Raw genomic sequence first — 25,842 nt, 5'->3', positions numbered from 1 at the left:
CCACTACGACCAGTCGTATCGTTTCCAACCAGCCGATGGCCGAGGTGAGCGCGTAATGGGGCAGTACTTCCGTCCGGTCAACCCTGACAAGAAGGAGTACCTGTCGCTGCCATCGCTCGCGAAGTTGCCGGAGAAGGTGTCCGACCCGCTGTCGGGCCAGATTATGCTGTACCTGCTGTTCGAGGGACCGTTCGACGGCACGACGCTGCTCGACCGGCTGTACGACCAAGACGACGAACGGGTCGTCGAAGCGACTGCAGCGCGCATCGAAGACGAACAACTGCGTGAGCGACAGGTGTTCATGCCCGATGACGACGGTGGGAACCGGACGATCGAGCGTGCGCTCAAGCGTGCCATTCGCGACGCTGACGGCTGGGACGAAGACGAGTTCGAGGTCGACATCGACGCCGTCGAGACGTACCCGATGAAGATTCGCCAAGGGTTTGCCGAGAACCTGTACGAGCGAGCCATGTCGACCTACCGAGTGCATGAACGAGATGCCGAGCGTGACCCGTCGCTCACGGTCGGTGAGTGGAACATGGAGAAGTTGAAGCGCATCGTCTGTGCCGGCTTCCAGACCGGCGACGATGCGATGTGTGGCCGATGGGCCGGTGACAGCATCCGTCTCATCGGTGACTACGCTGGCCCGGTCGAGCTCGACGGTGAGGAAACCGACCTGTACACGGCCATGGAGGGAACGGTTGTCGCCGACATCACATACGGGAACACGACCGAGCGCATCGAGTGGCGGGCTGGCCATCCAACGCGAATCGAGGTCGTCGACGATGACGACACATCGCAGTTCGGCACGACGTTCCGCGACTACCGTGAGGAAGCGTCGCCCGGTGACTCGATTCGCGTCCGCAAGAGCGCTGTTCCTGACTACATCCAGGGCGACCAGGTGCCCGAGACGGCGACGTTCGTCCGCTATGAGGAGACCGAGTGGACGGACATCACCGACGACGTGTACGCAGAGATGGCACGCTACATGCCTGGCCAGTTCGGCGAGCTCGTCGAGGACGAGGATCTCTCTGTGACAGAGCAGTTCGGCACTGGCCAGAACAGCGCCTAACAACGTACCTGAACCATCATGTCTATTGCAAACATCAACAGCGCGGGAGCACTACAGGAGTGGATCGACTATGTCGTTGCAGCGAACCGAGAGAAGGTCTCGGAGCTCGGTCCCGAATTGATTGCGGAGAAACTGGTCATGGAGTGGGACCCACAGTCGGGAACGTTGTCCCGACTCCTCCCGGATTTCCTCCAACTGGGAAGCGACAGCCTCGTTGGGACAGATGGAGCCATGATCGCCTCCCGACTTCCAGCGACGGATGTGCTCGAATATGCACAGGAGATTCCACTGGAGAGTCCGGATGAGCGTGAGGTTGCAGTCGCCATCATGGCTGCGAACGTCCGGGAGCGACTGGAGGAAACCGAGGCAATCACCGTGATGCTGTCGGGGAGTGACCTCCGTGAGCTGATTCGGCATCAGTATCTCGTGTACGAGACGATGTACGGGTCGGTCCTGTTCTACCTGAACGGCTCGTTCCGGACGGAGCGGGAGAATCGAGAACGGTCGTGGGGCGTCGACACACATGAATTCGAGACGATTGCGACGTGCAATGTTGCAATGGACTCGCTTCGGCGACTACTGAACGGTGGAGAAGCACAACAGTGGCACTCGACGACAGCGGTCAACCTCCCGCTGCATGTCGGGTCGGAAGCAGACAGCTACAAGATTGGTTCGTAAGCAGACAGACACTCATAATGACAATCTCTGACATTAACAGTACAGACGAGTTGCAAGCGTGGCTCGACGTGTTCGTTGCAGCAAACCGTGACACGATCGAGGAACTAGGCGTAGAATCGACCGCGGACAAGATTCTCATCGGTTGGGACCCGGAGACTGCGACACTCGACCGGGTGCTCCCAGAGAACCTGCAGGTTGGCAAACGAGACACCGGTGTCGATGTGACCGGGAGCATCACGGACCGGTTTCCGACGCACGTGGTGCTCGAGCATGCACAGGAGATCTCGTCGATCGTCGACGACCCGCGTGAAACCGCAGTCGCTGTCCTTGAAGCGAACATCGAGGAGCGGATCGAGAACCCAACGAGGATGGTGATTGAGTTCACTCGTAGCGAGTTATACGAGCTCATCCGCATGCAGGTGATGAAGTATGAGACAGACCGTGGGAACGTGCTGTTCTATCTTGCGGACGGCGTCATAACGAGACCCGAGAACCACTTCGAGAAATTAGGCGTCGCTCCCCACGACCGGAATGCGATCTCGTATTGCGAGGTTGGGATGGATACACTCACCCGACTGATGGATGGGGCCAAACCGACGGAGTGGCACGAAGAGATCCGAGCCAATTTCCCACTGTACGTTGGCTCGAAAACGGACGAAGACGGGGAGCTGATTGACTAATGGGACAGACACCATACCGAACATTCGACAGTAGTGACGACTTGGAAGCATGGATAGACGAACTACTGCGCTCGAACCGTGAGCGCATCAGCGTAGAAGGCCCGTCGACCGCCGTGAAGCACATCGTCGCGACGGTTGACGACCAGGAGGGCGTCCCGTTGTACGCACTTGAACCGTACACGTTCGAGCTCGACGGTGTGACAGAGGACGTTCGCGTTGACCCGTTCTCGGTCATTGCCCACACGAAGCTCCTGACCCACGAGATGTACGAGACGGGGATGTCGCCACAGGCATTCGCATGGAAGATTCTCGAAGCAGAGCTGAACGGGCGACTCTGGAACGGTGATGCAGAGTGAGTAACACTCCGTGGGCCGTCTGTGAGTTCGACAGAGACTGCATAACGCTCGAACTGTGGATGGAACGGCCGGGCGATGACCGCCGACTCGGTCGTCGTCGCGAACCGTGGAGTGAGATACTCAACGTCGAACCCGGTACGACGTTCGAAATTGAACCCGACGCAATCGTTGTAGAACTTGGAACATGAGTGACAACAATCACCCAATCGACCTCGAGAAGAACAGTAACCCAGCAATTGCGGACATCACGAGTCTGTCGAATCAAGAACTGGTTGCACTACACGACGAGCTGAAGACAGGTGAGGGATCGATCGACACGCAAGGAAATGTGGAGGAGATCATGGTTCACCGGTTCCGCGCGATGGCCGAAGACCCACCACAGGTGTCTCTCAAACGGACGAGAGAGGGCGTCAACTGTTCACTGTATCGCTCGGTGCCACACATGGAGTCCGCCGACCACCAGGTGGCCGACGAAACGTGGTTCACCTGGGACGAATTCCTCGAGCCATACGTGGACAGCGAGACGCTTCGTGAGCTCAACATTGCCGACCCATCGAGAGAAGTGACGCTCAAGTAACGATGTACACACCAGACCAATACCACGTTCGAAACGCGCCTGGGGGAATCGACACCGACCGACTCTGTCATGTCGTCCACGAAGCGGGGAAAGACATCCTTGCTGACCTCGACGAGCGAGGGCGAGAGCTCCGTGATGCAGATGGTGGCGCATGGTGGCCATGCATCGAGCTGACGCCATTCGGTGACAACGTTGTCCACTACATCATCGAGGCAGACGGCTTCGTCGTCGAGGACACTGTCCGGACCATTGAGTACGGTGGGAGCAAGTCCAGATTCCGTTACTCCGTCCACGTCGAGTAATCATGGCGCAATCACTCGCAACCTTCCACGGCGATAGTACCGACTGTGGCTGCCCTGTGTGTGCAAACGGGGAGCCACCGACCGTTCCACTCGGCATTCGATTTGCCGACCGGATTACCGTCGAAGAGATCGACCAGGAAACGGCCAACGAGATCTACCGGTCACACCACTCGTACATGGGTGAGGTCCACAGTGCGAATCTCGCCCACCACGGCGTCTACTTCGACGACCGGTTGGTGATGGCAGTCACGTATCGCTATCCACTGATGTCGCGGTTCAAGGTCTACACGGAGCCACCGGGTGGGCTCCACCGTGACGATGCTCGCGCCGATCGCGCGGGGACCGAGAAGCATGTCATCAAGGGAGATCGCCTGATCGAGGTCAACCGCATCTGTGTGGTGGCCGAGATGGCGAACCTTGCGAGTGCCGGGATGGCTGCCTCACAGAGTCACTTCCTGGAGACGGTCGGGAGTCAGTATCGGCCCGACCTGCTCGTCACCTACATCCGGGCCGACCACACCGGCTCGATGATCAAGGCGCTCAGCGGGTCGAAGCCGAATCAGGAGCTGATGTGGACCCAAGCTGGGACATCAGTTCCACGAACGTCTGGGAATCGAGAGGAAACCGAGATCAACCAGTGGGAGAAGGCACGCTGGTTGTGCGAGACGCGCTACTCCAGCCTTCGAGAGGAGAACTAACGATGATACCAACAGACATCGACGATGGCGATCACGTCTATATCGACTACACAGACGACGGAACCGAGAAGACAGTTACTGGCGTCGTTCGCGTCGTTGACACCAACCCACAGCCGAAACAGACAGAGCGGATGCTCACCATTAACGAAGCTGGCGGACCACAACTCACCGTTGCACACGGTGAGGATGCAGCGGGCGAGCCAGCAACGAGTGTTGCCAGAGAGAGTGAGATCGGAAAGATCCACAAGCTCGGTGATGTGACCGACGTCGGCAAACTGACCCGTGACCAATGAAGCCACCAGACCACATTCTCCCCGACGGATGGACAGCTGACGATGTCACGATCACCTGTCCGCATGGTCACCGACGCGAGCACGACGGACAGTTCAACGACTGTAGCTGCTCGAACCCGATCCAGGGCATGGGGCTCATCTGACGATGTGTCCGATGTACACAGATCTCCGGCACGTGTACGATGTCGTGATGGACATGTTCGAGCGTCAGCAGTCGAAGGACCTCGACGATCTCGACGTGACGGTGAACGTCACGAAGCCGAACCAGATCGTCGTTGACGGACTCACGCCTCGAGAGCTCGACGAGCGGAACATCAGAGACGATGTTGGCGACCAGATCTGTCGACTGACGATCGAGCCAGGTGGCGGGACACGACGGATGGACCTCAAGTTCCACCAGTCAGTGGTCGACGAGCCGTTCATGTTGGACCCGCATGACCCGACGGATCCAGCTGTACTACCGAGCGTCAGTTCGCAGTTCTCTGACCCACGCGACATCTCGAAGTCGATCTCGGCAGTGTTGAAGCCGTTCGAAGATGAGTTCGAGCTCGAACTGTACTTCAACAGCGTCAGTGCAGCGTCGATCGGGACGGGATACAACACCGACTTCGAGTTCGAATTCGAGGTCGTCTTTCCAGCGGGCCCAGTCCGCTGATCGTCAACGAACCGCACTTCGACGACTACGTCGCCTCGACCGACGTCTGTTCGCTGCGCTTACAGACGACCGCACCGCGCGAGCGCCCCAGCAGGGTAACCCCGTTCGGTCCTCACTCCGTTCGGACACGAAGGGGTTACTCCCGCTGGTGCGCTTCGCGTCCGGGGTGAAGTCAGCAGTGCAAGCTGCTGGTTGCAGGCAATCACGGAGCTACTATCAATGAACATTGGAGCACGACAGTCCACGGCACGGACGTACGACACGGAACAGATTCGCGCTGACTACTACCCAGACACGGTCGACATGGAGTCGGTCAAGCAGAGCATTCTGCATGAGGCCAAGTCGGCCTACGAGTGGCACGAAGATCGTGGGACCGCAGGCGATAACGTCGATCGAGAGCAACTCGGGAAGCTCATCCGCTGTGTTCGCGCAGAGCGGTGGGACGAGGCGCTGACGGTCGCCGTCGACATCATGAGTGGCCAGCTGCATCCGACGGCTCGTGACATCGTCACAACGGCACCGAAGCTGCTCATCTACAACGCGTGTGGTAAGCGAGCACACACGTACCGTACCGATAACGAGTAGTCGGTAGATTCAACTATTGCACTACCAATACAACGATAGATGTTAGACCTATACAAAACACGACTCCCGGTAGCCACGTTCAGAAGTGATGGACGGATCAACAAGATCGACCTAACAGTCGAGAGAGAAGGCTCTGATTTCATCCGGTATGAGACAGAGTGGACGCTGGACGACGCTGGACGCCTCACCCTGTCGAAGGTAGAGCAGTCGAACGACAGCTCAGTGCGAACGAGGATTCAGCAACAGGTCGAGCTCGCCGGGATGATCCAATTGCTGAAGCTCCCATTCATTGATGGGATGGAGCCAGTCATTGGCGACCACACAACGTCGATCGAAACGAGAGAGTTCCCCGACTTCGACGAAGCGAGAGCAATCACGATGGAGGACGTACAATCAGCACAGAGCGATGGCAAGTTCGACGTATGAGTGCCGAGACGAGAACGACCATCGTTGCACAGTGTAGCGACTGTGGTGATGAACATCCGAACGGCGATCGTCCGGTCTACTACGGGCCGGATGAGTACGATCCCGACGAGCAGTTGACGACGACCGCGACGAAGTGTCCCGTCTGTGGCTGCCCGACGTACACGACCAGCGTCGCTGTCGACGAGACGGTGAAGCCGGTCGATGAGCGAATCGCCGACGCAGTCGATGTCCACGGTGTTGGTGCCGAAACGCAGTCCAACATCGTCCAGCACTTCGACGGCTGGCGCTCGTTCTGTCAGGCAGATATGGACGAGCTGCGGACGATCGACGGCGTCGGAAAATCGAACGGAGAGCGAATTATCGAGGCGCAACCTGATGTCAACGACTGAATACCAGAACGAATCCGAGACGGTCTACGTTTCGAAGGGTCGCGGGAACAACTACCACGGCACACCTGCCTGTAGTGATATCGCTCCGAAGGCGATGACCCTCGAAGACGCACAGGAAGATGACTACGAGCCGTGCCCGATGTGCAACACACCCGAACAATGACAGGATCAACGATATACCACGTGGCGATCGAATTCTTTCCAGTAACAGACCGGAAGCAGCCAGATGAGATAGTCGAGGAGTTGACCGATTTCGGTGAAGTCGACGTCGATGAGGGTCGGCTCATGACTGCCTCGCGAGCATGTGTCGCCGAGTCGCCAGCACAGGCGTTCCAACGCGTTTCAGCACTGTTGGAGGCAACGCTCGCCTGTTCGGCCGTCGGCTCGATTGATATCATGGCCGGGACGATCACGAACAATGATACGCGAGAAATCGTAGAGATCTGATGAGCGACCCGATCGAGGAAGGCGACAACGTCTTCTACATCTTGCCTGCACTGGCACCGTACACGTCCGAACCGATGGTCGTCGAGGCGAAGGTGTCGAAAGTGCATGATGACGGCCAACTCACGCTGATTCATCGGCCGTATCCGATGGAGCAGTACAACTTCCGCGAGCCGACGGTGGATCGCGACGACGTGTACGTGAAGCGTGACGACCTGCCTGAGCAATTCCAATGACAGACCAACAACATGAGGACTTCGAATACGGCGACCATGAGTGTCCCGAGTGTGGATCGACTCAGTTCCGTGAAGTTGTCCTCGCGAAGATGACGACAGACCCGGCCCACGGGATGGGAGACGTCGACCACATCGGCGATGCAGTGATGGTGTGGTGTAACGACTGCGACGAGCTCCTCGTTGACCGTGATGCCAACGATGACCTGCAGCTTGAACGACTACTACGATGAAACACCCAGGACAACCCGGCCGACAGGAGATCGACATCGAATCAATCACTGTGAATCCGGAGTGGACGCTCCGTGAGGCAATCCGGCTCGCAGCAAGCCTCGGTGCAGAACCAGCCTACGAGGAAGACGAGTACGTCGAAATCGATGACGGGTTCGTTGAACACGCGATCGACTTCCGGACGGGAGACGCGTTCTACATCACGCCAGAGGCGACCGAGACAGAACAAGCCGACTTCGTGTTCGAAGTCACGTCCACTGCGCCACTCGAAGTGCGCCACGCACTGGCTGACACTGACTCGCCAGAGCACAACCCCATCAGGTGGACGAAGCTCGACAGTCACGAAGCACTCTGGCTGGAGTGGGTCAGAGGCAACGTCGTCCGAGCACTGGAGACGACGACGTACTACCGGGAAGACACCGGGGAGGCGGTGAACTGATGGAGACACTCACCGGTCCGAACGGCCCACTTGACGGCGTCGAGGAAGTCACTGTCGACTCACTCGTTGAACAGTACGACGCAACGATCGACGATCCTGGCCCACATCCGATCCAAACAGCCCAGACGGAGCTAGCTGCTGCCCTCACCGAGCTCGAACGGCTCTCGGGCGACGATGATGCGAAGTTCGCGGTCGAACAGGCCATCATCGCTGCACTCGGGACGATGGATGACGCTGAGGGTGTAGCGTCCACCATCGAGCGCGACGTTGAGTCCATCGAAGAGGAGGTCGAGTTCCAAGACGACCCGATCACGTACGAACAATCGACGATCACGGTGCGATCCACCCCAACTGACGACTAACAATGACTGACACAACCACAGACATCGACGGCGAGTACAAACTCTTTGAACCATGCCCGGAATGCGGTGGCGCGAACCTTCGACAGGAGGTAACGCAGACGGAGGATCTCGTGTTCACGAAAGACGAGAACGGCGACCCTGTTGTCGACGACGGGGAGCTGATCATAGAGGACTTCATCGCGAAGGGAGAGATGTACGACGTGACGGCCGTGTACTGCAAGGATTGCGACATCCAGCTCTACGACCGATGAGCATCACAGATACACGTGCAACGGATCTCGCACAACTGACGAACAGGATCCGAGATGGAACGGTTCCGGCAGAAGTGCGACTGCTTGCAGGCGACGATGGGCCAGTGTTGTGTGTGAGATACGCCGGCGATACGGTCTCACTCCCACTCGATGAGGCAACAGACATCACTGGTGACACAGATGGTTTCGAGATCGGCGATCTACTCGTCCACATCGAGCCGACGATAGATGGGATGGCATACGATCCAACGTGTTATCTCAACCTGGTGACCGGGTTCGCCGATCACGGAGATGTCGAAGATCTCCTATACATCGCCGTTGGTGATCACTACGTCAACCGGACTCGGCATAACAAGGCCCAGATCGCATCGCACCACCACGAAGACCGACTGAAGACGTACAGATTCCGACCATGACAGAGTACAAGAACGTGTTTTTCAGTGCAGTTGACTGCACCGAGATGGCGCCTGACGATTGGGCGCTTGAGGGAATCGAGAGCACCGAAGGGTACGAGATGGTGACGTTCCATCACGACATCCTCGACGTGAAGTGCGTGATCGAGGTAGAGCTCGCACCGGTCGGCCACCACCACACACGCGTTCCGAGCAGTGAGTGGCAGCTCACACTCGGCCGTGTCGAGCGCGATCCAGTCCATGAATCGAGACACGATGCACACGACGTTGCCGTCGGACAGGCGATCCATCTGATGGAGAACTGGCAGGAGCTCATGGAGGCCGAGATGGCGCCGGTGCCACGCGAGCTCCTGGACTTCCTCTTGGAGCAAGCAGAATCACAGTACATCAACTATGAGGACCAGGCCATGTGCGAGACTCATCCGACGTTCATGGAGGAGTTCTCGGAGAAGTTGCAGATGGCTGACGACATCGTAACGGCAGACAACTGACGACACAGACACCACAGAGACCACAATCATGAGTGACAACACTGACGAGCTAGACGAGTTCGAGTTCGAGATCACCCGCGGAACTGGCACGCGCGACCAAGACACGATCGGCGGAACCGTTCGCGGAGAGTCGCTGGAGGAAGCGGGCGAGAAGCTTGACGATGCAATGGGCAAGATGCAGTCGAAGGCGCGTGAGCTCCGGTCGATCCAACCTGAGGCCTTCGACGGGTTCCACTTCGTCGACGTGTATGGCGATGCCGTGTACATGGTCCAGGCAGACGAGCCGGAAGCTGCCGTTCCGACTGCCCGGAAGCGACTGGACATCGACGACGACACGTCAGTCGTCTACGTCGGCTCGTTGGGCGACGCCGTGTACGACGCGAAGGATGACCTCGTTGCCCGAGTGGAATCATGATCGGTCCAATCGAGATCGACCGACTTGAGGACGCACGGCTGCCGGCTGCCGACATGATCAATACACGCCGTCGGTTGCGAGACATGGCCTTCGAAGCAGACATGGAACGAGGGCCCGGCGACGACCCGGTTATCTTCGTCGCCTTCCGTGGCGAGCCGAAGACGTACGATGAGGAGCTCCCGCCACACTACAACACGATCAGTCGTGGAAGCGAATATAATATCCGAGGGCCGTTGTCCGTCGTCAAATTCGAACCGCTGGCGATCGACAACGATGACGGAACGCTTCGGTTCCACGACGGACACGGTGGCTGCATCGAGGACCCACTGCGAATGTACCCATCGGAGTTCGTGTGGGAGCTCGAACCAGACGAGTACGTCGCTGCAATATCGGTCACTGACCATGAGCCAACGAAGGTCAACCGTGTCACAGCCTACGAAACAGGCGGTGAGATCAAGATCCGAACCGACTCGAAGCCCCCATCGCTGACGCCCGATGAGGCCGACGAGTTGGCAGACGAGCTGTCGGAGATGGCATCGAACGCACGCTGACGTTCGTATCTTGTACGAACAAACTTCGGCGACTAGTCGCCTCGACCGACGTCTGTTCGCTGTACTCACAGACGACGGACCGCGCGTCGCACCCCAGCGGGTAACCCCGTCGGTCCTCGCTCCGCTCGGACGCGAGAGGTTACTCCGCTGGTCTGCGTCGCGATCGGGTGAAGTCAGCAGTGGAAGCTGCTGGAGTGATACCATGACAGACATGATTTGCCTGAACTGCGGGAATCGAGAGTCCAGACAAACGCTACAGTCGATGCCACCTGGCGGACAGGTCTGCCCGGGCTGCTGTGCGATGTTCCCACAGAACTTCGAAGCAGCATCGTAACGCGTTTCCGTAACAATTTACTACACCGGCCATACACACAACCATGAGTCAAGCCTACAACCCCAACATCGAATCGCGAAGTGACTACTACGACCGCATCGAGACGAGTGCAGAAGAGATCGCGAGAGCGGTCGAAGACGACCCGGCTGTCGCGGAGGTCGGCGAGCTCGTCCATGAAGAATCGGACAGCTCCCGAGTGGCGATGTACCATCATGAAGCGATCTCGGCGATCGAGCACTCCGACTCGGAACCGTACGAGTGGAAGCACCTGGTCGATGACAGTGCGAGCTGGCAGGAAGTCATCCGCGTGATGGGCTACACCGTCTACCGCCAGGACCTGAACAAGGAGCTGCGAGACGAATACGACCTGATCTAACATGTCCACCGACATCAACGACGTTGAACAGGCAGTATCGCGCGCCAGACGACACATCGGCGGTCCCCAAGACATTCCATACGAGACGGACCACTCGATCGACAAGCAGGGCTACGTGTTGGACGGGGAGACGGAGCGCGTCGTTGAGCGCCTCAACGAGCACCCGTCGGTCCGAACGGCCTTCTGTGACCACTGGTCGACTGGGATGATCCAGCTGAAGACCACGTCGACGGACCGCGTCGACCCCATGATCATCGTGCTCGCCCTCGAGCTCGGCTACACGCCGTGGCTCATCAAGTCACGCGACTCGTTCGGCGAAGAGTGTGGCTACATGGAGCTGTATCCGACCGAAGACTACTGCGAGTACGAGTCGCGTGAACCGATGGATATCGAGCTCACCGTGCCCGGTCCACGAATAGCCAGAGGCAGTCGCGAATGAAGTACGACACGATTCCGTGCTCGACGGCAGTGATCCTTCAGGGCATCCAGGAGCTCACTGACGGCCAACTGTGTGAAGCGCACTTCAAGCCATACGGAACGGCTGCCGTCGAGGAGTTCGGCGACGGTCGTGCAACGATCAACCTGCGAGCCACCTCGTGGGTGCCGGCCCCAACGGACCCTGGGCCGGAGAACGTGCATCTGTTATTCCATCGGGATAACAAGCCCGAGGAGCGATACATCCTCGCGACACCACGCTTCTTCCAGGAGACGATCGAGATCGATGGGATGACCGTCGACGCTGAAGAGACATTCGGCGTCAGTGACACCTACCGATTCCTCGCCCGCTACTCGGACGATGGGGGCGAACTGACGAAGATCGGCTCGAACGTCAGCATCGAAGTACCGAGACACAAGCGCCTGACGCCCCAGTGTGACTGGGACTAACGACATCATGACAGACATCATCGACATCGACGAGACGCTCGTAACGCTCATTGAAGACCTGCTTGGCGACGGTGGACACCGGTTCCGCTTCGGCGACCAGGAGGAGGCTGCAGGCTTCATGCACTGGCTCGGCTCACTCGACGGGTGGACGCTCCACCTGGAGTGCATCCCACGAACGGTCCACGACTTGCCCGAAGTGAAGTGCTGGGACGTGACGGTACGCAGCATCATGTACAACCGTGATGACGGCAACTGGTACTCCGAAGACATTTCAGAAACCCCGTCGATCGACTTCCGGGTGACCTCGATGGACGACTTTGGCGGTGAGATCAATGAGTGACACGACACCAACAGACGTCGACGAGACCGTGGTCGCGACGCTTGAACTAACCGAGGACGCCGAGTACGGCGACATCGACTGGCTCACGAGCAAGCTCGAAGAGGGCATGTACACCGTCGAGTCGAACGGCGACGGCAGTTACGACGTGGTTCGGGTGGAGGAATGAGCTGGTATGATGATGCCCGTGCAGTCGGGTACGACGAAGTCCAGTTGCCGGAGTCAATCTTCCTCATCATGACGGATGATGGGATGGTCTCGCTCGAATTCACCGAGCGTGAGGCTCAGGAGGCAATATGGGAGTACGACGGACCAACGGAGTACATCCGATACGTCCAGTCCCAACAGTTCAACAACGGCGACCCAGACAGGTACCTGCACTCGCCACCGACGTATCTCTACCCTGCCTTCGACACGGAGAGTCGTGAGATGGGCCGTGTATCATCACGTGCAGCCGATGCACCAGACGAAGCGAAATCGTTGGGCGAGAACGGCGTCTTCACGCGCTATGTCCGCCTCGACGGTGCCCGGTTCAAGGAGACGAACGATGACGATACTGCCTTCGAGATCGTCCTGTCGACGACTGACCCCGAAGATCGGATGAACCACGACGCGCTGACGAAGTTCACGGCGTGAGTTGGCAGACGGATTCGTGGTAGGCGAAGCCACAAGAATAACATACGTTGGTAGGCTACAATGATGATATGGCCACCGGCGCATCACCAATTTCAATGAACGATATCAGCGATTCACAGCTTGAGCGAATCATCGACGCAATCTACCAATCGTCGACAGGGCTCTGGGTCCGCGTCGCCGACCACGAACAGGCGAGATGGCTGTACGATGCGATTCAGTCAGAGCTGTACGACAATCCACTCGAGGTACAAATGTTACCCAAAGGTGGGCAAGCAGATGGCGATATCTATGCTGTCGATCTTGTCATCTGCAAGATGCAGTACCTGCCAGAATACGGCTGGCAATCTGACGACTACCCAGATTCGCCAACGTTCGATCTGACGACGCCAGACGGCCTCTAGAGCACCAATACACAGACCGGACTCGCGAGGTCCGGGCGCGACAGGCAGGTCGCGTACCGTCGCATGACACCCCAGTTTTCCATGAGCATCAGTGATTCCAGCAGTAGCTCCAGCAGTATCGATACGCAACTCCCGGGCGCGCCAGACCCGGCTGACTACGACTTCGACCCATACAGTGTGTGGGGCGCAGCGTCGGTCATCGATGGCCTCCAGGAGGCGACGACGGTCGAAGACTACTCACGACTGTTGATGGCCAAGCCAGACGACTTCTGGCCTGACCACATCGACTTCGGCAACACGAAGATCGCCAAAGAGGTCGCGATTTTCAACCTCGGGTCGGCAACGGACTGTCCGCATCTTGGCGAGACGGAGTGTCAGGTCGATGCTGACGACTGCTACGCGTACAACGCAGAGGGCGAAGGTGGATACGCACCGATGGCGCTGCCGAAGCGCCGACGCCAGGAGCTACTCTGGAAAGAGAGTGACCTGTATCTGTTCACGCGTGCGCTCCAGCGGACGTTCGAGCGAAAGCAGCACGAGATTACGGCCCTTCGCCTCTCGGAGTCGGGTGACATTCGGACCCAGCAGGATGTCCGCGATATCCAGTACATCGCTGACGAGCTCGATGTGCCAGTGTATCTGTACACGGCATCGAGCGGGCTCGACTGGTCTGAAGCCCCCGATGTGACGATCAACGCCTCCAACGAGTGGGTCGAGGGCGCTGATCGGCAGTACGACGCCGTCCCGACGGTCGACGACATTCCGGAAGACGGCATCCAGTGCCCGTACGACATGGAGGGCTCGGACATCAAGTGCGGTGAGTGTCGGCTCTGCATCGACCCGGACATGCAGGAAGACGTGTACATCACGTTGCACACCTGATCCAGCTCCCGATGACCCCTGACGGGCGAGGATTCTCTCGAAACATGAGCAGATACGGACATATCACGGAAGCCGAACTGCGGGAAGCGATCATTCGTGCCCCGCGTGAGCAGCCCGTCCTCGAGACGGTGAGACAACTCGTTGCGAACAAACCATATTCATGACATACGAAACCTGTACCATCCGGACGTTCAACCCAGACAGTGACCAGCTCGACGAATTCCTCGATGATCTCGGGCTCATCCCGTCTGCCATCGTGGAGACGGAGGTCGACAGTGCCGTCACAAGCACGATGCCATGGGAGCACGCCATCGCCCAAGAGTACGAGCTCATCGAGCCAGGTGAGCAGCTCCGTGGCATCCTCGAGATGAGCGACGTCGAGTTCCTCTACGAGCACGATGAGCGAGACAACATCCACTACGTGATCCGACAATGAGCAATGGAGATATCCAGAAGGCCCGCTCGCTCCTCAGTGAAGCACTCGATCCAGAGACCACCGACCCATGGGTGGCCGTCGATGATGCATACGAGATCCTCGACGAATACTGTGAGGATATACAATGAGCACACAGGAGATCGAGTTCAGCCAGTTCGAACAGGCGAGTGACACGGTCGTGGACAGCGACGACAGTGCGTACTTCTGTGACTTCGGTGGGTTCGCACCCGGCGAGGGCATCAGTAACAGCGTGACACATGACACGATCGTCCACAGTGACGGCTCTGTTGACGTCCAGGTGAACGGGACGAACGTGAACTGGCTCGTCGCTGGCGGGATGCCATAATGTCCGAATTCCTGAAATGCATGTCGTGACCAGCGTGACCCATAACTTGAAGTGGATATGGGCTGACACACAGCCTGTTACAGACGAACTCTGTAGGGGATCGGCCCCTACGTAGAGCTTCTTCGCAGCAACAATGAGGTAGTTACAACCAATGACAGATAGCACCAGCAGAATCGGGAGAGACGAATTTACAACGTATCTCACAGAGTATCGCGATGCGATCTTGGTCGATATCGGAGTGCAGGGAACAGAGCACCGGCGTCGTGGTGGCGTCGATGCTCCGAAGCTCAGACGAATGCCGATTACAACGACCGGCGCGCATAGCAGGATTCACCAGGGCGTTGGCCATGACCGAATCCTCCAGGACGTCACACAGTACAGCGGTGAGAACGAGCTTGCAAGCGATGAGGATGTGAACTTCATCACTGTGCGCGAAACGACAGGCTATGCAGCGATCGATTCATCGGCAACGATGTCGATCGCATGGACAACGCCCCCGACACCACGGGAAGTGCGTGTCGCAGAGTATCTCATCGATTTTGATATTGACCATCACGCAACAGAATCAGCACCAAGCTATGTCGAGCGTGACATCATCGAACAACTGTTCCCTCACAAGCAGGGCCCAAACGACTGGTTGTGGGTTGCAGTCGATGATGCACCGGTCGATTATGTCCAAGCGATCGAAGCGTGTGTCTGTGGACTGACGCTCACGCCGAAGGATTCGTATTACGGAGCAGTGACACACCGTGATGGCGAATCATGGGCTGATTTCGTCTATGAAGTGCCCGGGACACTGCGAGTTGAACGGCACAGAGATGCTGCTGGTGAGATACAGCGGACGGTGTATCTGACAGGCGCCAGCGGGGAGCAAACTGAGCTCAAGAATGCAACACAGAATGCCATCGGGAAAGTCACCGATGAGACAACGGTTGTTGGAGCAACAGATAATGACACACTTGACACCGACGTGTTCGTCATTCCGGAAGCACCGCGCCCATCGGATGTCATCGACGTAGCACCAACAGAGCCGGCTGAATAGTCGCATACGCGTGCGAACCAACTGACGACACCCTGACTTCACATGTCTAACACACCAGCCGAGAGTGGCGACACTCTCACCGACGACGATCGTATCGACCTGACGACCATCAGCGAATCGCAGTACACCGCCGACGACGGGCCAACGCCGTATCCGGTCCCGGACCCGGAGTGGACGCCCAAGCAGCAGACCAACTGGGAGAATCATGGCCAACCGCGCTACGACGAGCTCGAATCCGATGCAGCCCGGTACTGGTACCGACGCTGCTACCGGCCGAAGAAGCGCGGGAGTGGGATGATGCAGCGCGATCACGTCAAGCTCGGCACGCCGGAAGACTACATCATCGAGCACGTCGAGGATGCACTCGAGCCGATGGGCTCCATCCATGGCGTGATGATGCGAAGCCTGGGGCGCTACGCCGTCGACAAGGACGTCCTCGATGCCGTCTATCGGGAGCTCCTCCGAACGCGACTCGAGCGGATCGCCGAACAGAATCCAGACCGAGCGCGCCGGCTACTTGCAGAGACCAAGCAGGTCTCCTCACTGTACGGCCTTGATGGGTGAGACGCACTGTCGCCAGATTCTAGTAGCGTGCGTCCCACTACCAGATGTTGCATCAAGTGATTCCACAGCAGTACACCACCACCAATGACGACACTCACTGACTCCAATTTCGAGCGTCTCGTCGCATCAGCGAAGAACACCGACGGTGTCTCCAGTGCCTTCACCGTCGATGATGAGTACAGCGATCGCGATATTCTGCGGATGAAGGGCACCGAGTTGCCTGGCTATCTGAATCCGGAGTCAACACTCAGACGGTTCGAGTTCCGCGATATGCATATCAACGGTAGCTTCATGCTCTCCGTCACCGAGCGATAACACCACCTGTAATGACTGACACACCTGACTCCACCGACACCGACGACACGAATAGTGCAAGCCGACCGACCAGTGACCCTCGATACGACGGGCTCGACCCCGACGACCAGCCCGAGAGCTCCACCCTCGACGAGGAGACCAGTGTCACGGCCCTGCCGAGTGCCCCCGACGAACCACATGTCGACCCCGAGGAGCTGCCACTCGAGCAGTGTTCGAGTGACCCGGCTGTCCTGACGGACGTACTCGACCCCCACCCAGACAACACCGGGCCAATCGTCCCCGTCGTTGTCGTCCGTGGGGTCGACCTTCCACTGCCCGAGACCGAGCAGTTCCGTGACACTGTCGCACCCTACCAGCGTCGCACGCACGATGATGGCACCGAGACGGTCGCGTACGTTGGCACGAGCTACGAACAGACCGACACCGACCACGTCGTCATCAACTACATGCTCCCGGATGGCATCGAGTCCGTCGTCATCACGGAGTCGAAGATGCTCGAGGCCAACCTCGAGACCGAAGTGCAGTGTATCGCCAACGCATCGCTCCGAGCGATGAACGGCGTTGTCCGATAAGCCGGCGCGCGACCATCGGTAGTGACGTGACTCGCTCGGTGACCAGCTGTTCTCGTCTGTTGATATGCAGGTATCAACGATCCCCTCGCTAGGCCAGGGAGCAGGGGGAGCGTATTTCCACGACGGTAGGGAGACAACTACCCAACGACTGAAGCCGTTACCCAAAGTATTTAGTGTCTGGACGTTCTTGTAGTATACAACTGGGTCTGGTTTGGGGGAACGTCTGTACTGTGGTCCAACGTGGGGAGGGAGTCATCCATCATCGATGGGGAGTCCACTCCAACGATGGATGCCCATCCAACTCGTGTCGTCATCTTCCTAAACGGGTGGGTGGGTGGGACTCTGTTTCCTGTCTGCTGACTCGTCGTCGTTCGGAAACGGGTGGGTGGGCGGGATTCGTTTTTCTCGACGGTGTCGTGTGTCTCGACGCGGAGTGACATCCACAGACGGGGCACGGGTTCGGGGACAGGGTGGGTGGGGGGAGAAAGTGGGGCCCGTGATGAGGCAACCGGGTGGGTGGGTGGGAATCCGAATCCGGGTCTGGGACCCCAATCCGAATTGCGCGTCGCCCCAGAGCCGGTCGTGATCGACGATCGCCGAGTGGCCACCATCACTAACCGGGTGGGTGGGTGGGAATCCGTATCTGGGTCTGGGAACAGGTGAGGGGTGGGTGGGAATCGGGTGGGTGGGTGGGAACTGGTGGGGTTGGGACCACGCAGCCATCTCGGGACCACGTCGCTTGATCGGGGACAGTGGGTGGGGTGGGTGGGACAGGGTGGGAGGGTAATACGAATCTGCGAGTGATCGACGATCCCAGCCAGCATGGGAGGCAGGGGGAGCGTCTTCGTGCGAGCTCGGCAGTCGGGTGGGTGGGAACTGGGTGGGTGGAAGGATACCCAGATCCCGTCGTGTGAGCTCGGCAGGATCGGGCAGTATCACGTGGGCCCACGCTCGTCGCACGCCACGCGCACAGCTGTTCGAAGCCCACGTTTGCCCCACTCGACGGCGATCCGCGCAGGCAGTCACTGTCGGCCCACACGGCGCTCTCAGGTGGACCCATGCCCAACCATAGCTTCGTCTCCGTAGTCACGACTCACGCTCGTCGCTCAGGCAACCGCCACCCATTTTGGGGGGTAACAGACAATCGATCGGGGGTAATCGCTCCCATTTTCGGGGGAGACGGGCATTCGATCAGGGAGGAACAGGCGTCCGTGCGGGACGAGAGATGCAGGGCCAACGTCGGTGACGCCGACAGGCGAGGGTTCGTACGCGATACGAACGTGCTCGGGGCCACGGATGCACGGTCGGCGCACAGTCGAAGATTCGGGCAACACGCCTGCGCGCCCACCACGTGCAAGCGAACGAGAACAGGTGCGACAGAAACGGCCGAGCCCTACCGATGAACCGTTGAGTCCGCTTGTGGAGGCGAGTCGGGCCCACTGCTGATGTCGGTCGGACGCTCACGTGGTGCTGTATCGTCTGTGTCGTCCGTGCTACCAGTGCCACCAGTGCCGTCTGTGTCGTCCGTCCCGTTTACGTCATCCACGGCACTGGCGAATTCAGCACAGTCGGGACAGACCCACCCGGCCGGGTTGAGATGATACACCATCTCACCACACCCCTTGGGACACTGTTTCTGGCCAGTCGCCCCCTCCAGCCGTTCCTGCATCGTCTCTGCCGATGCCATATCGTCGACACCGTACGCTGCTGCCCGGGACTCGAGCTCGGAGCGGATCTCGTCTACGGACGGCGCATCGTCGAACGTCCGCCAGAGTCCGAGCGTCACATCCGACAGGGAGAACACATCCGACTCGACCTCCTCGAGCATCGCGTCGATCTCCCGCTGTGTGATCGGTGCATTCTCGCTCCCGATATCCCACAGATCGGTCGATGGCTCGACGGTGTTGTCGACGATGTTGTCGATACTGCTGTTCAGCGGTGTGTCGACCTCGTACGACAGCTGGTCAGTGCCATCGCGACCAGCCTGTTCGTTCAGCTGATCGAGGAGCTCCTCGGGCTCGGAGTCGACGCGCTTCCGGCTGAGCTCGACAGTGAACGAGAAGTGTTCATCGGTCGAGTCGTCCAGCCGAATATCGACACCATCGATATCGAGACGGTCCAATTCCTCACGGAACGCTGCCTTCGCGAGAAGCCACTCGGTCCGGCTCGTGAAATCTTCTGACATGCGACATCCGCCCGCTGTGCGCCACGGCTACGACGTGTATTCGTCTGTCCACCCGTGGCCCCGCTCTGCGCGTATCTCGGCCAGACAGTCACCGAGAGTCGTCAGTGAGCCACGTCGATTGTAGCCATCGAGACGATCGTCGTGAGCCCACTTGCAGAGACTGTACGTATCCTGCAGTATGATGGTATCCACGGCCTCGTCGGGCGACGTGGTCCCACGGACGCCATACTGGAACTCGTCGATGTTGAAGTTCGTCAGTGGGCCGGCCAGTTCCTCACCGTGCGTGTGGATGACCAGTCCGGCGAAGAGCTCAGGCCGGAGTTCGATCTCGACGTGTTCGCCACCATCTACCACCCGTCGACGGACCGTCGATTTGAACTCTGGCCAGTAGCGGTAGACGAACGTCAGTGCGACACTGATGCACAGATCGAGTAGTGGGAAGCCAACCCAGGGGTTCATCGTGTCCCTGAGACGAACTCCCGATACTCCGCTGGACTGATCGAGCGGAGATCGTACTCTGTCCATTGATACTCGCCGGGCAGCTCGTCATGCTCGAGCTCGTCGAGCGCAGGGACGATCGCACAGCTGTATGCAATCGACGCATCACCAGCGCTCTCGCCAAGCGTTGCTGGTGAGGGGCGACCGACGTAGATGTAGTGATAGCCGGCGCGGTAGGCGCCACGTACCTCTCTGTCGATCCGACGAAGTGTCTCGTGGAGCAGACGCGATTCTGCGTTGAGCGTCAGATCGTCCATGCGACGAAAGGAGTCTCGGCGCGTGAGACTCAGAGGGGAAGTTGGGGAATGACAGCCGGAACGTGCGGTGACGGGACGGTCCGGTGGGAATGGCGGGAGCCATGATGGCCCCCATGCGTGTGCTGTGAGCGAATGTCCGGAGAGGCAGGACAGAGCCCTGCCGTCGGACGATGGACACCACGAAATGGCCCTATGGCAACGACCGTACTATGGGATGACGAGTTGGATTGGGATGCGAACTCGCTCGAACCCTGCCACGCGACGTGCCACGGACGGGAACGAACGGGGGCCGAAACGGCCCCACGCGTGACGCGGTGGCACTGACTGCCCCAGGAGGGACCCTTGGGACAGCCGGCGGGCGGATGGTCGGAAACGATGCTGTGCGACATAAATCGAAGGTGGTGAATGGTTATGCTTCGGCTTCGGTCGTCTCGGAGGCGTCCGACTGGAGCTCACGCAGCAGCTCCTCGTTCTCCTCGGAGAGATACTCGCGCACCTTGTCCGGAATCTGGACGCCCTGATCGACGCAGGCGCGTGCGATCTCCTCGCGCTCGGGGTAGCTCTCCAGCCAGCTCGTGGCACGGAGGAGCTCCTCGCTCGGCTCGAACTCGTCGGTCGGCTGGACGGTCTCGAACTCCATGTCGGCCTGCCCATCGCCATCTTCGGTCGCCGTGAGAACGGTCGACCAGTAGGAGTCGCCGTCGTAGTCCTCCTTCACGTCACGCATGCGCTGGATCATGAAGACGACCTGCTCGCCCTCCATGTCCGGACGCAGCTCCGTGTCGCGGTAGTAGCGCGGAGGCGTGTAGTTGTCCTCGTCGTTGTCGAAGTACTCGAGGAGCGCGGGCACGACATCCGGGTAGCCCGTCTCCGGATTGATCTTCGGCTGACCGGTGTCGGTCGTCTCGACTTCTGCGCCACCCTTGCCGTGAACATCGAGACAGCAGATCGCGGAGCGACCAGCGTTGCCAGTCAGCTTGATGACGACCTGGTCGTTGTCGATCGAGTCGATCTGCTCACCGTAGAACACGTTGCCGTCGAAGTCGACGCCCGTGTCCTCGATGTGCTTCGTGTCGTCGTCCTCGAGGTTGACGGCCTTGAGGTCGTCACCCTTCTCTCCCTCGTCCTTGGAGAAGACTGCGCTGCCAGCCAGCGCTTCGTCGCCTCCGGTGTACAGGAACGGGTCGTCGACGACGAGCCCCGCGAACCCGCGATCCAGATTGTTGTCGTCCGGGTCGCCCGGGAAGTACCGCAGTGCCACTGCCGTCCCACCAACTGCCGTCGTCGGGTGAGATTTGAGGTACTCCAGCTCGGTTACATCGTATCGTTCGTAGTCGTCACCGGTGACGCCACCGGTGTCAGCGTTCTCGGCCTCCTCCTTCCCAATATCCGTAATCGACATTGCATCCCTACGTATTAGGGGGACACATATGAATGTTTTTCTTCCGAGTACGCGTTTACACTATGGGCTGACAGGAACAGGTGCGGTCGAGTTAGAGGTCAACGGAGGCCGGACGAGAATCAGGTTCCACCACAACGTCGTCCGACAGATCATAGACCAGCCCGACCCCCATCTCGATGTGTGCCCCGTCGCCATCGGGATCGTACATCGCGCTTCGATCACGATCCACGCGCGTGTAGAACGGGAGGGGACAGTCGCCACCGAGCTCGCGCTGCTCGACCCAGTTCCATCGCTGCGTCTCCCGATAGCCGGCGTACATGCCCGACCCGACGCGCTTCTCGTAGTGGGCCGGAATCGAGACACGGTTGGACGACTGGGGGCTGTCAGTCATGCGACATTCACGACACGAGCCCGAGCTAGAACCCGCCGATGTACATCCCGAGGAGGATGAACAGTATGACGGCCACGATCCAGAACGGTGGGACTGGGGGCCGATAGACGAGGCCGTACACACAATGTTTCATGCGACGAGGGAAACGATGGCGGGGGTGATCAACCCCCACAGGTCATGTCCAAGCAGGTGATTCGGTTCGGCGTGACCAGGTTCGCGTCACAGTCGACGCAGTACCACCCGGAAGGGAAAACCCAGAGCCCCTGTAGCAACAGGTGGCTTGCGGGCCCCTTCTCTGGGGGCACTACGTTCGTAGTGTCGCGACGTATGTAAGACTTGTGGAAACGAGTTCAACAGAGTGCATCATGCGTCTCCTCCAGTGCCGAGCTGAACTGCTCGAGGACCTCGTCTGGACATGCCTCTGTGTCAACGGCACGCGATGGGCCACGTTCACAGTCGGGCTCGCGTGCGTCGTGATTGATGACGGTCACGCGATCGTCGATGATCTTCAGCTCCCACTGCTCCTCCGTTGAGCCGTCTTGCGTGGAGACTGTGCGTGTGATTGTGAGTTGTAGAATCATGCAGGGATCACCGAACGATGGTGTTCTCGACAGTGTCCGACGGAACTGCGATATCGATCGTGTACTGAACTCGCCTCACAACACATAGTTGTGTGAACATCTGTGGTAAAGATATCGCGTCTGGTGAATAACAGAATCGCTGACAGCTCTGAAGAAATTGCTGTCTGGATGAACCAGTTCCCAATGGATTCATGTTGGTCGCGCAAGTATACCGTGTATGACCAATACGGACATCGACTACACCGACTATACGGCTGACGAGTCCGGGTTTCGGGGCTACCTCCGTGACCTTGCTGACGAGCAGTTTCCATTCCCTGGCTACCGGGAGTACCAGGACGAGGTACTGTACCACACACTGTGGAAGCTCTTCATCGACGACGCTGACAACGTGATCATCGACGCGCCGACTGGTGTGGGCAAAAGCCCGCTGCTAGTGGCAGTCGGTGAGGTGAACTCGGTCCTGTACGAGAACCAAGCCGGCATCGAGTCGTACTTCGAGCTCGATCTGAGCGTACTCGACGGGTCGTCGTTCTACACGACGCCCCAGAAACAGCTTCGAGACCAGCTCGCAGCTGACGAGACGCTGCAGGATGCAATCGAGATGCTGAAATCCCGACGCGACTACTCGTGTGCAGCCGGAGGAACCAACTGTGCTGACTGCCCGATTCGGAACGGCAACGAGCAGTCGTGCATGGGGACGAGCGGGTGTACCTACTGGGAGGCGAAGGAAGACGCGATGAGCGCAAGCCAAGCCGTGCTCACGTTCGCGATGTTGATCATCGACAACAACCTCCCGATGGTCTCACAGGAGGGCGAGCAGATGTCATTCGGCAACCGAGACATCGTTCGTGTCGACGAGGCACACGGGCTGGAGGGACAGATCGCGAGTCTGTTCGCCGGCTTCACCGTCTCGGAGCGAACGCTGCCTGACGCCGTCCTCTCGGACTTCGAGCACCGGGTCGACTGGAGCGCTGACCGCTTCGAGGATGTCGAGAACATCCTTGCCGACATCGCGCGCCAGTGTACGATCTTCGTCGACGACTGGGAGGACAACCCGTCGATGCGACACGAGGTCGAGCAGTGTGAGACGTTCCTCGATCGCTACAACTACTGTCTGGACGAGATCAGTGAGGACCGGCCGTGGGTGGTGAACGTCGACACGATCGAGCGGACGGGGCGCTCGAACAGCAAGTACATCGAGCTCCAGCCGGTCGACGTTGACCGGTTCCTCGAGAAGATGATCTGGAGTCGTGGCAACAAGCGGATCCTGTCGTCGGCGACGATCCCGTATCGCAACGATGTCGAGACGTGGGCAGACCGGATCGGGCTCCCGGGCGAGACCGAGCTCATCCGTTGTCCGATGCCGTTCCCGGTCGAGAACCGTCGCATTCATACGAACACGGTCGTCGGGTCGATGTCGGGTGACGGCTGTGATGAACACTGGCCGGAGATCATCAGTACGATCGAGGAGATCCACAGTCACCACACTGGTGAGAACGGTATCATCCACACGGCGTCCTACGGGCGCGCAAAGCGGTTGGCGCAGTCGCTGGGCCACCACAAGGTCTTCCGTCACAAGCAGGACATGGATGCCACTGAGGCGCTGGAGGCGTTCCAGGAGAGCAGTGCAGACATCCTCGCGACACCCTCGATGACCGAAGGTGTCGACCTGGAGGGTGACATGGCACGGTGGCAGGTGCTGCTGAAGGTTCCGTTCCGATCGCCCGGTGACGAGCGAGTGAGCTACTTGCTCAACGAGCGATCTGCGTGGGACTGGTACAATCAGGAGGCGATGCTCGACTGTGCGCAAGCGGTTGGGCGAGCAGTCCGTGGCCCCGATGATGCTGCATCGTTCTACGTGCTCGACGCGAAGATGGAGCAGCTGATGCACAAGGTCGAGTTCCCTGACTGGTACGAAGAGGCTGTGACGGACGATGCGCCCGACCACTGGGCACACTCGAGCAAGGCTCCGTGGCGCGAGACCGTTACTGCCGACGCGTAGCGAAAGTCGACGACTGGTTACTCGAAGTAGGTCGTTCTGGCGATGTTCGTCACGGTGAGAGAGCCGTTTGCATCATACGTGATGAGGTTCTGGTCGTGTAGCTCCATCAGCATCTTGCGAACATGCTCATCGGACGCACCATCGATGCGGTCGGAGACTTCGATGTATGTGCCAACGTCGTGTCGTTTGACCGTGTACACGACCGCCTTGTCGAGGCCAACGAGCTCACCATCGAGTTGACCGGTGTATGTGTCGAACCAATGGATAGCGTCAGGTTCGAGTGAGTCAGCGATGGTGATCCGAACCCACTCGGTGATCGATGCTGTGCTTGGTGGTGCGTCACTGACCAACGGGTCCGTGCTCCCAGTGTCGTCTGTGTCATCAGTGTCGTCTGTGTCCGCCGTGTCCTCACCATCGTCATCGACGACGTGCCCGTTACCCGGATGGCGTGTCGTCGCCGTATAGGCGTCACCGGTGAGCTCACTCAGCTCGTAGGATTCAGATTCGCCGTCTTCGCCGACAACGGTGATATCGAGCGTGTCGGTGAACTGGGTGAGTGTATGCTGGCAGAGACCACACGGCGCCTCAGTTCGTGCGCTCGACACGACCATGTGTGAGAACTCACTAGCACCAGCCATCACTGCGGAGAAGATCGCCATCGCTTCAGCGTGAATCGAAGTCTGTCGGCCAGATACCTCGATATTCGCACCGTGATATGTGCCTTGCTCGGTCTTGATCGCTGCGCCAACGGTGAATTCGGAGTATGGCGCGAATGCCTTTTCTCGCGCCTGATCAGCAATCGAAATGAGTTGTTCATGACTCGAAACAACACGTGGATTCGGAAGTCGCTGTGACATAC

The 25,842-nt window shown here is 58.9% G+C and carries 46 protein-coding genes; 39 read left to right on the top strand and 7 right to left on the bottom strand.

Features of this window, described 5'->3' with window-relative positions:
- The first annotated feature begins 55 nt into the window (after positions 1–55).
- The 38 genes from DM818_RS14685 to DM818_RS14505 all read left to right on the top strand — a co-directional run bounded on the left by DM818_RS14685 (position 56) and on the right by DM818_RS14505 (position 17,667).
- Positions 56–1,072: a hypothetical protein gene (locus DM818_RS14685; RefSeq protein ID WP_153953019.1), complete on the top strand. Its 1,017-nt coding sequence runs from the start codon at positions 56–58 to the stop codon at positions 1,070–1,072.
- An 18-nt stretch (positions 1,073–1,090) separates the two neighbouring features.
- A complete protein-coding gene (locus DM818_RS14680) occupies positions 1,091–1,750 on the top strand; it encodes a hypothetical protein (protein WP_153953018.1) in 660 nt (219 codons plus the stop codon).
- A 17-nt stretch (positions 1,751–1,767) separates the two neighbouring features.
- Entirely contained in the window at positions 1,768–2,430 is a 663-nt protein-coding gene (locus DM818_RS14675) for a hypothetical protein (RefSeq protein WP_153953017.1), read from the top strand.
- The gene (locus tag DM818_RS14670; RefSeq protein WP_153953016.1) at positions 2,430–2,786 is read left to right on the top strand and encodes a hypothetical protein; all 357 of its coding nucleotides are present in this window, start codon (positions 2,430–2,432) and stop codon (positions 2,784–2,786) included. Before DM818_RS14675 ends, DM818_RS14670 begins: the two co-directional genes overlap by 1 nt.
- 184 nt (positions 2,787–2,970) lie before the next feature.
- Complete coding sequence (locus DM818_RS14665; protein WP_153953015.1) at positions 2,971–3,363, top strand: hypothetical protein; 393 nt, start codon at positions 2,971–2,973, stop codon at positions 3,361–3,363.
- Positions 3,364–3,365: 2 nt separating this feature from the next.
- Positions 3,366–3,665: a hypothetical protein gene (locus DM818_RS14660; RefSeq protein ID WP_153953014.1), complete on the top strand. Its 300-nt coding sequence runs from the start codon at positions 3,366–3,368 to the stop codon at positions 3,663–3,665.
- 2 nt (positions 3,666–3,667) lie between these two features.
- Entirely contained in the window at positions 3,668–4,363 is a 696-nt protein-coding gene (locus tag DM818_RS14655; RefSeq protein ID WP_153953013.1) for a hypothetical protein, read from the top strand.
- 2 nt (positions 4,364–4,365) lie between these two features.
- Positions 4,366–4,656: a hypothetical protein gene (locus DM818_RS14650; RefSeq protein WP_153953012.1), complete on the top strand. Its 291-nt coding sequence runs from the start codon at positions 4,366–4,368 to the stop codon at positions 4,654–4,656.
- A gap of 154 nt (positions 4,657–4,810) precedes the next feature.
- Positions 4,811–5,311, top strand: a complete 501-nt coding sequence (locus DM818_RS14645; RefSeq protein ID WP_172977357.1) for a hypothetical protein — start codon at positions 4,811–4,813, stop codon at positions 5,309–5,311.
- Positions 5,312–5,530: 219 nt separating this feature from the next.
- Positions 5,531–5,896: a hypothetical protein gene (locus DM818_RS14640; protein ID WP_153953010.1), complete on the top strand. Its 366-nt coding sequence runs from the start codon at positions 5,531–5,533 to the stop codon at positions 5,894–5,896.
- Between the two features lie 39 nt (positions 5,897–5,935).
- Entirely contained in the window at positions 5,936–6,322 is a 387-nt protein-coding gene (locus DM818_RS14635) for a hypothetical protein (protein WP_153953009.1), read from the top strand.
- A complete protein-coding gene (locus DM818_RS14630; protein WP_153953008.1) occupies positions 6,319–6,711 on the top strand; it encodes a hypothetical protein in 393 nt (130 codons plus the stop codon). Before DM818_RS14635 ends, DM818_RS14630 begins: the two co-directional genes overlap by 4 nt.
- Entirely contained in the window at positions 6,698–6,874 is a 177-nt protein-coding gene (locus DM818_RS14625; protein WP_153953007.1) for a hypothetical protein, read from the top strand. The genes DM818_RS14630 and DM818_RS14625 overlap by 14 nt, the downstream gene beginning before the upstream one ends.
- The gene (locus DM818_RS14620) at positions 6,871–7,158 is read left to right on the top strand and encodes a hypothetical protein (protein ID WP_172977356.1); all 288 of its coding nucleotides are present in this window, start codon (positions 6,871–6,873) and stop codon (positions 7,156–7,158) included. The genes DM818_RS14625 and DM818_RS14620 overlap by 4 nt, the downstream gene beginning before the upstream one ends.
- Complete coding sequence (locus DM818_RS14615) at positions 7,158–7,391, top strand: hypothetical protein (protein ID WP_153953005.1); 234 nt, start codon at positions 7,158–7,160, stop codon at positions 7,389–7,391. The genes DM818_RS14620 and DM818_RS14615 overlap by 1 nt, the downstream gene beginning before the upstream one ends.
- Positions 7,388–7,621: a hypothetical protein gene (locus DM818_RS14610; RefSeq protein WP_153953004.1), complete on the top strand. Its 234-nt coding sequence runs from the start codon at positions 7,388–7,390 to the stop codon at positions 7,619–7,621. Before DM818_RS14615 ends, DM818_RS14610 begins: the two co-directional genes overlap by 4 nt.
- Entirely contained in the window at positions 7,618–8,058 is a 441-nt protein-coding gene (locus tag DM818_RS14605; RefSeq protein WP_153953003.1) for a hypothetical protein, read from the top strand. The genes DM818_RS14610 and DM818_RS14605 overlap by 4 nt, the downstream gene beginning before the upstream one ends.
- Complete coding sequence (locus tag DM818_RS14600) at positions 8,058–8,420, top strand: hypothetical protein (protein WP_153953002.1); 363 nt, start codon at positions 8,058–8,060, stop codon at positions 8,418–8,420. The genes DM818_RS14605 and DM818_RS14600 overlap by 1 nt, the downstream gene beginning before the upstream one ends.
- Before the next feature lie 2 nt (positions 8,421–8,422).
- Complete coding sequence (locus DM818_RS14595) at positions 8,423–8,671, top strand: hypothetical protein (protein WP_153953001.1); 249 nt, start codon at positions 8,423–8,425, stop codon at positions 8,669–8,671.
- On the top strand, positions 8,668–9,087 hold the full coding sequence (locus tag DM818_RS14590; RefSeq protein ID WP_153953000.1) for a hypothetical protein: 420 nt from the start codon (positions 8,668–8,670) through the stop codon (positions 9,085–9,087). Before DM818_RS14595 ends, DM818_RS14590 begins: the two co-directional genes overlap by 4 nt.
- A complete protein-coding gene (locus DM818_RS14585; RefSeq protein WP_153952999.1) occupies positions 9,084–9,575 on the top strand; it encodes a hypothetical protein in 492 nt (163 codons plus the stop codon). Before DM818_RS14590 ends, DM818_RS14585 begins: the two co-directional genes overlap by 4 nt.
- A 28-nt stretch (positions 9,576–9,603) precedes the next feature.
- Positions 9,604–9,990 (top strand): DUF7389 domain-containing protein, encoded by a 387-nt coding sequence (locus DM818_RS14580; protein WP_153952998.1) that lies wholly within the window; start codon positions 9,604–9,606, stop codon positions 9,988–9,990.
- Complete coding sequence (locus tag DM818_RS14575; protein WP_153952997.1) at positions 9,987–10,541, top strand: hypothetical protein; 555 nt, start codon at positions 9,987–9,989, stop codon at positions 10,539–10,541. The genes DM818_RS14580 and DM818_RS14575 overlap by 4 nt, the downstream gene beginning before the upstream one ends.
- Positions 10,542–10,918: 377 nt before the next feature.
- Positions 10,919–11,251, top strand: coding sequence for a hypothetical protein (locus DM818_RS14570; protein WP_153952996.1), 333 nt, complete (start codon positions 10,919–10,921; stop codon positions 11,249–11,251).
- A 1-nt stretch (position 11,252) separates the two neighbouring features.
- Positions 11,253–11,690 carry a hypothetical protein gene (locus DM818_RS14565; protein ID WP_153952995.1) on the top strand — a complete coding sequence of 146 codons (438 nt, stop codon included), beginning with the start codon at positions 11,253–11,255 and terminating at the stop codon, positions 11,688–11,690.
- Entirely contained in the window at positions 11,687–12,136 is a 450-nt protein-coding gene (locus DM818_RS14560; protein ID WP_153952994.1) for a hypothetical protein, read from the top strand. The genes DM818_RS14565 and DM818_RS14560 overlap by 4 nt, the downstream gene beginning before the upstream one ends.
- Positions 12,137–12,143: 7 nt before the next feature.
- Complete coding sequence (locus DM818_RS14555; RefSeq protein WP_153952993.1) at positions 12,144–12,476, top strand: hypothetical protein; 333 nt, start codon at positions 12,144–12,146, stop codon at positions 12,474–12,476.
- Positions 12,469–12,642, top strand: coding sequence for a hypothetical protein (locus DM818_RS14550; protein WP_153952992.1), 174 nt, complete (start codon positions 12,469–12,471; stop codon positions 12,640–12,642). Before DM818_RS14555 ends, DM818_RS14550 begins: the two co-directional genes overlap by 8 nt.
- On the top strand, positions 12,639–13,109 hold the full coding sequence (locus DM818_RS14545) for a hypothetical protein (protein WP_153952991.1): 471 nt from the start codon (positions 12,639–12,641) through the stop codon (positions 13,107–13,109). The genes DM818_RS14550 and DM818_RS14545 overlap by 4 nt, the downstream gene beginning before the upstream one ends.
- 68 nt (positions 13,110–13,177) lie before the next feature.
- Positions 13,178–13,510: a hypothetical protein gene (locus DM818_RS14540; RefSeq protein WP_153952990.1), complete on the top strand. Its 333-nt coding sequence runs from the start codon at positions 13,178–13,180 to the stop codon at positions 13,508–13,510.
- A gap of 81 nt (positions 13,511–13,591) precedes the next feature.
- Complete coding sequence (locus DM818_RS14535; RefSeq protein WP_153952989.1) at positions 13,592–14,392, top strand: hypothetical protein; 801 nt, start codon at positions 13,592–13,594, stop codon at positions 14,390–14,392.
- Positions 14,393–14,552: 160 nt separating this feature from the next.
- A complete protein-coding gene (locus DM818_RS14530) occupies positions 14,553–14,828 on the top strand; it encodes a hypothetical protein (protein WP_153952988.1) in 276 nt (91 codons plus the stop codon).
- Positions 14,825–14,956, top strand: a complete 132-nt coding sequence (locus DM818_RS15320) for a hypothetical protein (protein ID WP_268891838.1) — start codon at positions 14,825–14,827, stop codon at positions 14,954–14,956. Before DM818_RS14530 ends, DM818_RS15320 begins: the two co-directional genes overlap by 4 nt.
- On the top strand, positions 14,953–15,174 hold the full coding sequence (locus DM818_RS14525; RefSeq protein WP_153952987.1) for a hypothetical protein: 222 nt from the start codon (positions 14,953–14,955) through the stop codon (positions 15,172–15,174). The genes DM818_RS15320 and DM818_RS14525 overlap by 4 nt, the downstream gene beginning before the upstream one ends.
- A 151-nt stretch (positions 15,175–15,325) precedes the next feature.
- Positions 15,326–16,216 carry a hypothetical protein gene (locus DM818_RS14520; RefSeq protein ID WP_153952986.1) on the top strand — a complete coding sequence of 297 codons (891 nt, stop codon included), beginning with the start codon at positions 15,326–15,328 and terminating at the stop codon, positions 16,214–16,216.
- Between the two features lie 42 nt (positions 16,217–16,258).
- On the top strand, positions 16,259–16,780 hold the full coding sequence (locus DM818_RS14515; RefSeq protein ID WP_153952985.1) for a hypothetical protein: 522 nt from the start codon (positions 16,259–16,261) through the stop codon (positions 16,778–16,780).
- Positions 16,781–16,864: 84 nt separating this feature from the next.
- Complete coding sequence (locus DM818_RS14510; protein ID WP_153952984.1) at positions 16,865–17,095, top strand: hypothetical protein; 231 nt, start codon at positions 16,865–16,867, stop codon at positions 17,093–17,095.
- 11 nt (positions 17,096–17,106) lie between these two features.
- Entirely contained in the window at positions 17,107–17,667 is a 561-nt protein-coding gene (locus DM818_RS14505) for a hypothetical protein (protein WP_153952983.1), read from the top strand.
- A 1,393-nt stretch (positions 17,668–19,060) separates the two neighbouring features.
- Here DM818_RS14505 and DM818_RS14500 read toward each other — a convergent pair.
- The 6 genes from DM818_RS14500 to DM818_RS14475 all read right to left on the bottom strand — a co-directional run bounded on the left by DM818_RS14500 (position 19,061) and on the right by DM818_RS14475 (position 22,981).
- Complete coding sequence (locus DM818_RS14500) at positions 19,061–19,852, bottom strand: hypothetical protein (RefSeq protein ID WP_153952982.1); 792 nt, start codon at positions 19,850–19,852, stop codon at positions 19,061–19,063.
- Between the two features lie 27 nt (positions 19,853–19,879).
- Positions 19,880–20,311: a hypothetical protein gene (locus DM818_RS14495; protein ID WP_153952981.1), complete on the bottom strand. Its 432-nt coding sequence runs from the start codon at positions 20,309–20,311 to the stop codon at positions 19,880–19,882.
- Positions 20,308–20,607 (bottom strand): hypothetical protein, encoded by a 300-nt coding sequence (locus DM818_RS14490; protein WP_153952979.1) that lies wholly within the window; start codon positions 20,605–20,607, stop codon positions 20,308–20,310. The genes DM818_RS14495 and DM818_RS14490 overlap by 4 nt, the downstream gene beginning before the upstream one ends.
- 409 nt (positions 20,608–21,016) lie before the next feature.
- Complete coding sequence (locus DM818_RS14485) at positions 21,017–22,009, bottom strand: hypothetical protein (RefSeq protein ID WP_153952977.1); 993 nt, start codon at positions 22,007–22,009, stop codon at positions 21,017–21,019.
- Between the two features lie 91 nt (positions 22,010–22,100).
- Entirely contained in the window at positions 22,101–22,400 is a 300-nt protein-coding gene (locus DM818_RS14480) for a hypothetical protein (protein WP_153952975.1), read from the bottom strand.
- Between the two features lie 350 nt (positions 22,401–22,750).
- Positions 22,751–22,981: a hypothetical protein gene (locus tag DM818_RS14475; protein WP_153952974.1), complete on the bottom strand. Its 231-nt coding sequence runs from the start codon at positions 22,979–22,981 to the stop codon at positions 22,751–22,753.
- 217 nt (positions 22,982–23,198) lie between these two features.
- Between DM818_RS14475 and DM818_RS14470 the strand changes: the two genes are divergently transcribed.
- Complete coding sequence (locus DM818_RS14470) at positions 23,199–24,983, top strand: helicase C-terminal domain-containing protein (protein ID WP_153952972.1); 1,785 nt, start codon at positions 23,199–23,201, stop codon at positions 24,981–24,983.
- 17 nt (positions 24,984–25,000) lie between these two features.
- Here the strand turns inward: DM818_RS14470 and DM818_RS14465 are convergent, their stop codons facing one another.
- Positions 25,001–25,840, bottom strand: a complete 840-nt coding sequence (locus tag DM818_RS14465; RefSeq protein WP_153952970.1) for a cytidine deaminase family protein — start codon at positions 25,838–25,840, stop codon at positions 25,001–25,003.
- Between the last annotated feature and the right edge of the window lie 2 nt (positions 25,841–25,842).

The organism is Halosegnis longus (genome assembly GCF_009663395.1).
Classification (GTDB): Archaea; Halobacteriota; Halobacteria; order Halobacteriales; family Haloarculaceae; genus Halosegnis; species Halosegnis longus.
This window is presented reverse-complemented; position numbering and strand designations above follow the sequence as displayed.